This is a genomic window from Gluconobacter sp. P5H9_a (assembly GCF_018812085.1).
GTDB lineage: Bacteria > Pseudomonadota > Alphaproteobacteria > Acetobacterales > Acetobacteraceae > Gluconobacter.
In genome coordinates, this window is the sequence record NZ_JACRVW010000002.1 from 38,231 (window position 1) to 50,656 (window position 12,426).

Consider the following 12,426-nt stretch of genomic DNA (forward strand, 5'->3'; position numbering starts at 1 on the left):
GACGCGGAAAGAGTCTCGTTTGAGAAGACTTCCGCATCGCCTTGAAAAAACCGACTGATATCCCTGCGCGGGCAGGGCAATGGAGCCGATTATGAACATCAGGAAATTTGCGCTTTATTCCACCTTCCTTTCAGTCAGTTTCGGCACCAGCCCGCTTCTGGCTGAAACGATGAGCGTGCCAGCAGGGCAGGTGAAAGCGCCCACGCACAAGGCACCCCAAAAGACTGCAACCGTGCGTCCCGCTGCCCAGAAGGCTCTGGCCCGTGCTCATCAAGTAAAGTCCATTTCTGGTGGTGAAGAAGGTCTGATCGTCACGGGTACTCACGCCACCAACCGCCATGCTCGTCAGAGCACAAGTCCCATCACAGTTCTTTCTGGAGCTGCGTTGCGTCGGTCTGGCATGATGAATCTGGCTGAGGCCCTGACGAAAACCTATCCTTCCATCAACATGAGTACGATGGGCAATGACGCAGGTGCGTTGACGTCATTCATCCGAATGCGGGGCCTTAATCCGAATCAGGTTCTGGTTCTGGTAGATGGCAAAAGGCGTCATACTACTGCAAACATCAATGCTGATGCCGGGCCGAACTTTGGTGCCACTCCCGTTGATTTAAACATGATTCCTTCGAATATGATCGATCATATCGAAGTGCTGGAGGACGGTGCTGCGGCAATGTATGGCTCCGACGCCATTGCTGGCGTTGTGAACATCATCACCAGGAAGCAGGATCATGGGCTGAACATGAGCGCCCAGACTGGCGCGAATGCTTATAATGGGGACGGTTGGCAGTATCAGCTTAATGCTGACGGAGGTCTGAAGCTTGGGCGCGACGGTTATCTTCATATTTCCGGGCAAGTGTACCATACGGATCATTTCGTAACCAACACGGTAGATAACCGCTTGGCCGGTTATGTTCCGGCAGGGGCTGCCAACGAGCTCTACACGGGGTCGGTCAAGGTTCCCAAGAACTCCAACAAGATCATGAGCACGCCCGAGGAGACGCGGGAGAACCTCGGGATTGATTTCGGCAAGAAGCTGACGGACAACGTCGATTTTTACGGTCAGGTCACTTACGCGCACCGTCATGCCGAAGCATACGAGAATTATCGTATTCCTTCTGGGAGCAGCGCGAGTAATCCGGAACTTTTCCCATATGGCTATTCGCCATTGGAGACGATCGACGAGAATGACTATGCAGCAACCCTCGGTCTGAAGGGGCGTCATCTCTTCGGGTTCGACTGGGATCTAAGCAGCACCTGGGGCGAGGATCTGGATAAGATTTCCAATCAGAATACGACCAACCCGAACATGTATGCGACAACGGGCTACTCACCGACCACTGTGCGGACATCGAACTTCCGACTAGCCCAATGGACTAATAATCTCGATTTTCGCCGGAATTTTAATATCGCTAATGTCGTGCCGATGACGCTCGCATTTGGTGGTGAGCACCGGCTTGAGCAGTATACTATCCTTGCTGGTGAACCCGCATCTTATGAATATGGGGGAACTTCGGCCCTCGCTGGCCTGACGCCGCAGGATGCGGGGAAGTGGGACCGTGATGTCTGGGCGGCATATCTGGATGGTGATTTCCACCCACTGAAGAACTGGGATCTGGATTTCGCCGGTCGTTTTGAGCACTATACCGATGTCGGTAATACCGAGAACGGCAAGGTTTCGACCCGTTATGATATCACGCGCCGTATTGGCCTGCGTGCGACCATCAGCAACGGCTTCCGTGCGCCAACGATGGCCGAGCAGCATTACAGTGCCATTAACGTTGGCCCGACATCAGTTCTGGGGCTGCTACCAGTTTCGTCGTCCGAAGCGCGTGCGACGGGCGCCACACCCCTGAAGCCTGAACGTTCCACCAGTGCGACGGGTGGTATCGTACTTGAACCAATTGATGGATTTCATATCGAAACGGATGTTTACCAGATCAACATTCGTGACCGTGTTGTTCAGGGCGGCAACGTGACGGGAGCACCAGCCATTGCAGCTCTTGAAGGAATGGGTGTTTCGTTACCAGCCTTAACGCAGATTTCTGAAAATTCCGTGCAGACCTATTACTTCACAAACGGGGCCAGCACACGGACGCAAGGGCTTGATATCAAGGCGGATTACATGTTCCGCTTGCATCGTTATGGTAATCTGACGCTGTCCATGGCACTGGATCTGAACCGCACGCGTTTGACGCATAACGGTATGTCTTCAACGGGGTCTCCGTTACTGAACGCTCAGAACATTGCGTATCTCACTACAGCGTATCCGCGTAGCAAGATCATTCTGAACGCTCTCTGGACTGTTGGAAACTGGGATATCAATCTTCGTCAGACGCGTTACGGCGAGACGACTGGAATGATGACGTATCAGGACTGGACGCCAACAGCATCAATCTGCCCGATCGACGGAAAGCAGCTTGCCCAGTCCAGTTCCTGCTTTGCCCAGTTCAAGAATTCACCTCGGTGGTTGACGGATCTTGAGATTGGATATCGTTTTAATTCACGCTGGCATGTCGCTGTAGGAGCGAATAACGTGTTCAATATCCGACCGCGTAAGCTGCCAGGCGAACTAAACCAGCTTGGCGCCAATCCGTATGATACTTTCTCATCGCAGGTCCCGATGACGGGTGGCTATTACTATGGACGTATCAACTTCACGCTCTGAAGAAAGAGTTATGGGGGAGTGGGTCATTACTGACCCACTTCGTTTTTTTTCTTTTTTCGAAGTGTACGACAGATGTGTCATTGGTGGGCCATGGCGATTTTCGCTCAGATGATGGACGTCCTAGTTGCGGGGAAAGTAGAGCATCATGATTGATGCGACTTACTCTAAAGCATACCGCATCGATCAAGGCAGATGATCGCTCAGCTTCTTCATGGAATCGGGAGAGATGAGTAATTATACTGGTGTCACTACCCGTCTGGACAGCCTTGCCGCAACACAATTGATGCCGAGAGATCGGGTTATAATGTTGATTGGTTTAGGGATGTCTTGGAAAAAAGGATCACGCCCTGCGTTCCAGGACGGAGAGCCCGCAGGAAACCTGTCAAATACAACAGGCGGAAATGCAAACGCCGCAAGCGTATTGAAATCATGTTCGACCGCCTTAAGGGACTGGCGGATTCTCGCAACTTGCTATGACAAATGAACCACCATCCTTATCTCAGCAATTGTGATATTTTTGATATGCAGTCTAAGTATAGAATGTAAATGTTTGAAGTGTATTAGAAAATTAATAAAATAAATTTTTCCTAATAATTGGATTGCCCCATCTTTTTTAAGGATGGGGCAAGGGTGCTTGTGAATTTAGAATTAAGCCGTAATTGCACGGTTCATTTTTGTTGTATCATTTAACAAATAAGGGCCGCTGGCCAAGACTTGGACAGACAGTATTGCAATACTGTCAGGAGACCTCTTACCCAAATCAAGAAACCCATTTCCAGTCGTCCAGCGCAAACTTTCCTGCTCCAGATTGCTCCAGCCATCTAAGATTTCGGACGTATAGTGATCCGTAATATTTTTGGAATGGCTGTTTTCGAAAAGGGTAATTTGGCCTACGAGGACTCCAAGTTGACGACGGTCATCAACGAAAGGGCCGATAGTGTCGCACGGGCGCGATGCGCGAGACACGAGGCGTACAGTTTTGGCGCTGGCCGGTATCATAAAGACCATGCGTCCGTTGGCTTCACGAGCTTTGCGAATAACAGTACCGTTATTAGTAACAAGATGAAGATCTGGATTTCTTGTTAAATTGGATTGCTCTGCAGATTTCGACAGTTGTGCAGTTTTGTTGGCTCGCTGTTGAAGCTTATGGAACAGGGGCTCAACAAAGGAGCGGTTAACATCCAAAGGTGCCGCTGCGTCGCCTTCCCAGCTTTTTACAGGACCTCCAAAATTCACTACATTTCCTTCCTGCCGGAAGGTATGGCGATTGCCTGTGTCCAGATAGCTTTCCGTGAGAACGCCATCCGATATGATAACAGAATGTTTTTCTGTTTCTATATGGTAATATTCATATGACGTAATGCTTTTATCATAAAAAATAGTTTCCCCATTTACCAGCATGCGTGCAGGTACGAACTTGTCATTAAAAAAGAGGCAATGCTCTGGCGTAATCAGCATGTCTTTATAGGGAACGCCATCGCTAATCGCATTCTGTAGAATGCGTACAGGGTAACCGGCTTCATCGTCGGGCAGCCCATAGCGAATACTCGCCTGTGTTTTTCCAGCCCACACAACTGGACGAACGACGTTTTTGCCTTCTTTCCAATCGAATGCAATGACTTTGTCACCAGCCAAAATTTCTTCAACGGCGACATCGCCATCTGGCATTTTGATCATGCTTCCTGCCAGAAAACAGGCACCAATATATGTGTTCCCATTAGAATAAGTGATTCTTAAAGGGTTGGTTGCCAAATTCTGTGAGTTTGCAGCGTTATCGAAGGTACCTGTAGGAACATTGGCGCCGTCTGCAAGAGTTACGGAATAACTGGCAATATCCTGGCCGTCGCTTCCTTGAAGCGTAATGGTACGGGACGTTCCAGATCCAGAAATCACATAGCCCGAAACTGGAGCGACTGTGTTTTCAATTTCTATCGTATTGTATTTGGGGTCATACCCGGTGATTGATGTTCCTGATAAGTTTAGGAAAACACCGCCACCATTTAAAACCAAGGTCCCGCCGCCGCTGGTAAAGTTAACTGTTGTACCCTGAAGAAGGCTGATGAGTTGCGTATTACCATTATAAGTTCCGCCATAGCCAATATTAATGGTAGAACCACTTAGGGCGCCGGCAACTAAGCCGCCCGAGAAAGAAGCCGTTCCACCATATATATCTATGGTGATAGCGGTTGCTGCATTGACTACGAAATTGATATCTGTCGTGCCGCCAATTGTAAAAGTAGGGGCAGACAAGGCCGAAAGAACAATATTAATCGTCCCGCTGGATCCAGGAACGGATACCCATTGGCCACCCAGGACACTCAGAAGGCTACCATTTGTAGCGTTGGCTCCAGTCTGGATATGTGCAGCCAAGAGACCATCTGGGACGCCAGTAAGCGTTTCAATGGTCTGTCCCGAAGAATCTTGAACTGTTACTGTCGAGTTTCCTGTATTGGCACCAAATAGGCCAGTCTCTTCAGTAATGGTCCAGGTTGTTTCAATCTGTTTATTGCCGTTGGTATCCAGGACAGGATTACCTTCAGCATCAGTTACATACGTATAATAAGTTCCTGCACTACTCATGAATTTATTCCTTAAAATCTTCATTCTCGCAAACACGAACAATGGCCATGCTTGGGACGTTTGCAGAAACCAAACGCTAACGTCTAAAATTTCTTAAAGCAATAAACATCAAGCAAAAAACGATCACGATTCCTTGAACTTTTGGTTTTCTCGTTTTATATTTGGTTTAGTTTATAAAAACACAATGTTTATATTTTTAGTTATTTCGATAAAAATTTCATATTCTAATTATGTTTATCTTATTTATTTGTATTTTAATGTTGTTGTCCATGTAATTATTTAGAACTACATATTAAAAAGGTATAAAATTATTTTTTATAGATGTATATTAGTTTGGTAATTCTCTTGTTGTCGAATTGTAAAGATTGTCCTTTTCTTTTGTGAAGCCTTTTTTATGATATCCCGCTTTAAGTCTGCTTGCTTGGACGGAGAGATCTTCTCCTGAGACGCATGTGTGTGTTTTTTGTAAGGATAATGCGTACGTTTGCTCGTTAGGCCAATGTTTGACTGCCATGTGAACCTATTGCGTGCCTGCGAGGGGGCGGAAGCAAAAATGCTACGATATTTTTTTGTTCAGTAGTGCTGACAGCCGTATGTCTTGTAGATTGCTGTTAGCCCCTTCTTGTCGTGACCCTGAACTGACTCTGGTCATTTCCGCGTCCTTGGGGCAGAAAATGTTTGCATGCATTCTGGTTACCGCTGCACGTTACCATTAAATATCCTGGGGTAATCTCTGCACCCGACTGCGGATCACTTGTTCTTCATAGTCCAGTTCGCGCTGAATATCCCATTCAGTCTGATCATTGATGTCTCGTGCATCTACCAACGCATGAAGCGTCTGACGTTGAAGGCGAAGAACAATGAGGCGCAAAGCCAATTCGATGCGTTCCCGCCGAAGCGCCGTTGTCCGGGTTAAAACCGGGGATTGTGTCGGGCCATCAATCTGGCTGAGGCGGTTCTCGTATGTCTGGAGGAGGCGTCCCAGAACTTCCAGTCTCATATCCTCGTTACCGTGATCGTTATTCGCGTTGTCAATCGCTTCACTCCGGTCCTTCTCAGCGCGACTTTGCTCATTATGCAGAAGTTGCAGAGTGGCCTGAAGCAAACGCTGGCGTGCGAGACTCTCTTCCTGCGCGTGTTTGTCAGACATATCGCGTGGGAGAAATCGGATACACAGAGGGATAGCGATTGCTGCCATGACGAGGGAGAGAACAATCACTCCTGTCGCTACAGTAATAACGAAGCTGCGCTCGGGAAAGGCCTGAGGATCAATCCCAAGTGCTGGCAAAGAGAGCACGGCAGCAAGAGTAACGGCACCGCGGACGCCGGAAAATGCCAGCAAAACGATTTCGAGAAAATGCGGAAATGCAAATGCCCGATGGGACATACGGGCAACCGCCCATCTTCGGATGACAGAAATCCAGATACCGCAAAATCGGATTACGAACATGATCGCATAGACGCTTGCTACAAGCAGCGAGAGTTGCCAGAAGTGCGCGCTGTGCTCTTGAGCTAATTCGACGCCGGCATTCAAAAGCCATGGAAGCTGTAAGCCAAGCAGTAAGAAGATTAGGGCATTAAAGACATAGCTGACCGTATCGAGCACCGTGCTTGCCTGAAGCCTGGTAGAAGTGGCAGCCTCGTCTGACACGCCTGTCAGTTTAATCACCATGCACCCTGAGACAGCCGCTAGTATGCCTGATGCATGTACTGTTTCAGCGGCCGCATAAATGCCAAAGGGCAACAAAACAATCATCAGAACCTGCATGAGAGGATCATCAAATCCGCGTCGTAGGAGGATGCGCTCCGCGCGTACGGCAATCCATGCCAGTCCTGCACCGATGGCCAGCCCTCCGAATGAAACCAGCAAGAATGAGCTGAAAGCATGGCGGTATGAAAATTCTCCGGTCATTGCGGCAATCATCGCAAAATGAAAGCAGACAAGGCCGGAAGCATCATTAAATAGAGCTTCACCATTCAGGATATGGATAAGGCGTTCAGACACGCGGCGGCCTGCGATGAGGCTGGAGACTGCGACGGTATCCGTAGGTGAAAGTGCCGCCGCAAGTGTAAAACATACTGCTAGGCTGACGGCAGGTATCATCCAGTGAATGGCGTATCCACAGAGAACCGTTGAGATGACCACCAGGCCGAATGCCAGAAACAGAATTACACTTCGTAGTTCGGAGAATTCTCGCAGAGGCATACGGAAAGCGTCTGTGAAAAGGAGCGGGGGCAGGAAGACCAGCATGAATAAGCTTGGTTTCAACCCGACATGCAGGCCGCAGAGAGCCGCAACGATTCCTAAGAAGATTTGGACTAAGGGAGCAGGTACACGGTTGGAGAGCGCTCGTACCGCCAGACTGCTTATAACAATCATGGCCAGGAGAATGAGTATGGTTTCTGCTTCCGACATACTCATTCTTTTTGCCTATTTTTTGAAGGAGGCAAGTAGCTTATTTATTGGGAAATGAAAAAAGTGTAATTCTTTGTTAAATCGGTGCACTCTGCCTTATGGATTTCACAGTGCGATTTTGCCTATTGAGGAGGTCCATTTAAAATCTATGTGGCATTTTATTAAAAGATAGATACTTTACGAAGTGGTCTGATAAGAATTTTTATCTGGGATATTGAGTAGAAAAAGACGGCAGGAGAGGCGGTCTTTGTGTTTTTATCTGTAGGCTGGGAAAATATCGGCCAAATCTATAGTATTGCGGGCAGTCAAGGGCGCTCCCGCCAGTCGCTCAGCCATCAATGAAACCGAACAGAAAAGCAGCGCCGAGGCTCTGGGCATTTGTGCATGTCTGGCTGGCGGTCATGGTTCAGAGCACGCGATATGCCTTGAGCAAGAGATAATTATTTTGGACCGCCTACACCGGGAACATCCTCGCTTGGGACAGAGAAGTGGACCAATGATAGTCCACTTCTGATGCGCCAGACCGCCGCATGAGATGTCTTTGACTGAGTTCTGTCTGGCTGAGGTATTCAGGGAAACAGAACTCAGTCCAATCAGATACTCCGATGGCATACCTTAGAAAGCCGTTGAAACTGTTCCCGTAACTGTAAAGCGAGGCTCAAGAATAAATTGAGCGCCCGAACCTGGATTTGAAAGGTTGCCGTTCATGAGGCGCACCTGACTTGCATTTGTTCCAACGCCAACTACTCCAGTTCTTAAAATGGCCCCCGTAAGATTGGTGAAGTTTAGCCGGATGGTCGGTGATTTTGCATGCCACAGAGGCTTGAAATGATAACCTAACGAGAGCGTATTTGTGAAATAGCCAGGCATACGCTGATCGCCTGCAAGAGTTGTTGATTGTGGGCCGGTGTAATGCAGGGCCCCATTGGCAAAAATGCCTTTGTAAGTGTACGTCAGCCCAAAGTTCGCCATAAAATGTGGAGCCAGGGGAGCCTGTTTGCCCTTGCTCGCGAAGGCTGTGAGATTTCCATAAATATCCGAGGCTGCGATATTTGTATCTGTCGTTGCGCTGAGATACTCGAGCGAAAAATAGGGGCTTAAGCCATAAATTGGTTGTGTTGATACCATCAGGTCCACGCCGCGTGCGGTTTGGTTGCCAGCATTGACGACACCGGTCTGGTTATTTCCGACATAAGTAGACAAAAGTCGGTTCGTAATATTGTAGTTGAACAGATCAAGATCAACGATAAAATATTTATCGTTATACCGATACCCTAATTCTTCTTTAATTGAGTACTGATTTTTCGGCAGTGTTCCATCAATATTCGTATTGGCTACTGCCGAGGATGAGGGTTGGCGGAAATCACCTTCTGCATTCAGGTAGATCTGGTGATGGTCATTAAAGTGATAGCTGATGGATACGTGAGGAAGTGGCGCAGTCAGGTTTTGTCCGAGCTGTCTCCTGCTTGGATAAACGATGTACCAGACATTGGACATGACATATTTGAAGCCGGCGTTCACCAGAAGGCGGTCGTGAAAGTATTTCGCTGTGTCCTGAAAAAATATCGAATGAACTTCGAAACCCGCTGTATTGCCAGGATAGACACGGTTGCCATTCCGATAGATCTGGTAAGTAGCATCATTGGGGCTGGGATTGGCACCCTCAGCTGTTGTTACGCTGCTTGGAAAGTGCTGGGTATAATCCTGATTTTGGTACCAGTAGCCCAGTTCGAAGTGATTATGCTTATCAATATCGTAACCCAGGATTGCGGTTGCACCTACACTGAATGCTCCATCTTGCAAAAAGAAACTGGTTACTGGAGTTCCCGTGGGAACAGGCACGCCTGATTTATAGGTGTTCCCGCTCGTCGCGCTTGAAAAGGCTCCCGCGCTTCCACTCCATCCGCGCCCCCAGTTGTAGTAGGGGCGAAGGTCAAGGTGTAGACGTCGCGTTATGACAACGTGCATTGGGGCAGTCAGAAAAAGCTGCATCCAATGGTTGATGTTGTTCTTCCAGTAATCGTTATTAACCGGGTCGAACTCAGCTTTGCGCCCATAGCTGTTTCCGGTCCGCTTGAAATTATAAAACTGTGTGGCTGTGCCATATGTATCGACAACAAAGTCCTCAAGGTTCCAGCCCATGAAGGCGCGGGCATATGAGCCATTGGCCCAGTCTTTTCGGACGCCAACGTCTACATGGATCTTCTCGTTACGGCCGCCCCCAAACCATGATCGAGCATGGGTGTGGGCAAAGGAAACAAATCCCCTGCTGCCTGTGTTGCCTATGTCTCCCGACTCAAGGCGGATGAACTGGCGTGCCAGATTGTTTGTGCCATAGGAAAAGTCCATCGTTCCCCCAAATTTGTGTTGGGGATCATGAGTGGCCTGATTCAAAACACCTGCCGCTGCGGATGTCACGGGAAGGTCAATCGGAGATGATCCTGGCAGCATGCTGACACTGTCAACGTCTTCGGATTCAACATTTTCTGCCATATAGGCCGCGCTGGCTGCAGGGCCGCCATCAATCATCAGTGCCATATCGGCGTCAGTAAGGCTTCGGCTCTGAATGCGACCACCTTGCAGGCCGGAAGTATCAGTAACGGCGATATTAACGCTTGGTAGGTTGCGAACGAGCTCCAGCGCAGTGCTTGTTGGGCTGCGCATATCAATAAATGATTTTGTAATGGTTTGTACTGCATAAGGTGCTGTTTCAACGCGCATCATTCCGCCGCCGCGGCTACGGTGTACGCTGGATACATGAACGGTTTCATCTGTGGTGGAATTGATTTCCGTACGTTTATGCTGCGGTTTGGGGTGCTCAGAAAATGTGGGAATAGCATGTGAACGTGAGCGCGCTTCACGATGGGGCGCTGATTTTTTCGTCTCCTGCTCCGTGGTTGCAGCCTGAGCTTCCGAAAGAGAGAGAGCGTCAATGATTCCGGCTGGAACACTGGTTCCGAGACAGGTCATGACGAGGAGGCGCTGATTCAACGCTCGGATTTTACAGGCACGAGAGCGCATCACATGGATTTCCTTTTATGTGGCACCAGGTCGTTTCCTGGGATGATCTTTTCATGGACCTCGATTGAGTGGCATTGCCGATCAAACGCCATAACGAAATCGTAACCTGTTTTATTTTTAAAAATAAAACAGTATTTTGTGTTTCGAGATTTCAAATTATGTTCTTTGATGACGCATTAAGAAACGAAATAAAAATAATTAGTAACTTGGTTCTCTGTGTTTTTTTAAGTTTAAATAATTTTTTATTCTAGAATGTGGCGAGTTTCAAAAACTCTGTTTCGTTGAGCTGCCAAGCGCAAGTGCCGTCACTGTTCGGACTTCCGAGAGGGTGCATGCAGGGTAAATGGTTTTTGGTAGGGGAAGCGCTATTCTCGGAGAGAGGAGCGATGCGCTTCTTATGCATCACGGTTTTATTGCTGATAAGAAGCATGTGAAAACCTTGGGATAGTGCTAATAAAGCGGGACGAGACCCAAGTGTGAACGAAAGAGAACATCCCTGACTATACTGGCATCTTATGGCTGGAATGCTGAAACGGCGGTGGCCTTCCAGCCTTATTCTGGAAGTGACCTGATCCTCGGTCGTGTCGTGGCGCAGCAGCGTGGCCTTCTTGGGGTTATTACCGATAGTGGACTGATCCAGGCTGACACAGCAGGGAGGCTCCTGCATACTTCGGATCCATTGGATCGGCCTGCGATTGGAGATTGGGTGGTTTGCCAGCCGAGATTTTATGAGAGACGCGGCACCATTCAAGCTGTTTTGCCGCGCACATCCTGCTTTGTCCGCAAAGAAGTCGGCAAACGCACCCAGTCGCAAGTGATTGCTGCCAATATTGACGTGGCCTTTCTTGTGATGACGACAGGAGCGGACTTCAATCTTTCCCGTCTTGAACGCTATCTGGCGCTGACAAGAGAAAGTGGCGCAAAGCCCGTCATTGTTCTCACAAAAGCTGATTTGTGTGAGGATGTGGAGCAGGTTGCGGCTGAAGTGCAGGCCTGTGCGCCTGAGGTGGATCTCAGGATTGTATCTTCTGTTCAAGGGCAGGGCCTTGAGGAAATTGCTGCGTATCTTGATGGGCAGCGCACCGGTGTCATGGTGGGGAGTTCGGGTGCAGGAAAGTCGACGCTGCTGAATGCTTTGCTGAAAACTGATTATGCCGCCACGGGAGCGGTATCTGAGTATGACGGGCAGGGCAGGCACACAACGACTCATAGGGAGATGGTCAGTCTCCCGTCAGGTGGCCTTCTGATCGACACGCCTGGAATGCGTGAACTGGGGATGGTTAATGCAACCGAAGGCCTCGCTGCTGCGTTCGGAGACTTTGCTGCCGAGATTGAAGAGTTGGCGCAACAGTGCCGTTTCCGCAATTGCCAACATGAAGGCGAGCCAGGCTGTGCAGTTCGAGAGGCGTGTGAAGACGGAAGGCTTGATGAGCGCCGCTGGAATAACTGGCTGAAGATGACACGTGAAATTGCAGTTCAGCAGCAGAAAAACCCAGCCGGACGGAGAGCGGAGCGGCGGGAGAAACTCCGTCTTAATCGAGAATCGCGGAAAGCGAAGCGTCACGACTGACCTGATTGCTGGGAGATCGTAGATGCCTTTCTGATGGCATTCGTGGCACCTCAGGGCATCGATATTCCGATCTTAAAGCCGGATTGAAATCCTTTGCGCTCTAGGAAAGTAAATCAGGACTTGAGGTGTCCAAAATTGGTATGACCACAAGACTCTGAATTGATGTAGAGC

General features: G+C 49.0%; 5 protein-coding genes. 2 read left to right on the plus strand and 3 right to left on the minus strand.

Translation table 11 applies throughout. From position 1 onward, the window contains the following. Positions 1 to 91: 91 nt before the first annotated feature. Positions 92 to 2,668, plus strand: coding sequence for a TonB-dependent siderophore receptor (locus KP708_RS02265; RefSeq protein ID WP_215750188.1), 2,577 nt, complete (start codon positions 92 to 94; stop codon positions 2,666 to 2,668). A 648-nt stretch (positions 2,669 to 3,316) separates the two neighbouring features. Here KP708_RS02265 and KP708_RS02270 read toward each other — a convergent pair. The 3 genes from KP708_RS02270 to KP708_RS02280 all read right to left on the minus strand — a co-directional run bounded on the left by KP708_RS02270 (position 3,317) and on the right by KP708_RS02280 (position 10,388). Continuing rightward, positions 3,317 to 5,248, minus strand: coding sequence for a Hint domain-containing protein (locus KP708_RS02270; RefSeq protein WP_215750190.1), 1,932 nt, complete (start codon positions 5,246 to 5,248; stop codon positions 3,317 to 3,319). Between the two features lie 712 nt (positions 5,249 to 5,960). Beyond that, on the minus strand, positions 5,961 to 7,670 hold the full coding sequence (locus KP708_RS02275) for a Na+/H+ antiporter (RefSeq protein WP_371822714.1): 1,710 nt from the start codon (positions 7,668 to 7,670) through the stop codon (positions 5,961 to 5,963). A 609-nt stretch (positions 7,671 to 8,279) separates the two neighbouring features. Beyond that, entirely contained in the window at positions 8,280 to 10,388 is a 2,109-nt protein-coding gene (locus KP708_RS02280; RefSeq protein ID WP_215750517.1) for a TonB-dependent receptor, read from the minus strand. Between the two features lie 835 nt (positions 10,389 to 11,223). Between KP708_RS02280 and rsgA the strand changes: the two genes are divergently transcribed. After that, positions 11,224 to 12,255 carry a ribosome small subunit-dependent GTPase A gene (rsgA, locus tag KP708_RS02285; protein WP_215750192.1) on the plus strand — a complete coding sequence of 344 codons (1,032 nt, stop codon included), beginning with the start codon at positions 11,224 to 11,226 and terminating at the stop codon, positions 12,253 to 12,255. The last annotated feature ends 171 nt before the right edge of the window (positions 12,256 to 12,426 follow it).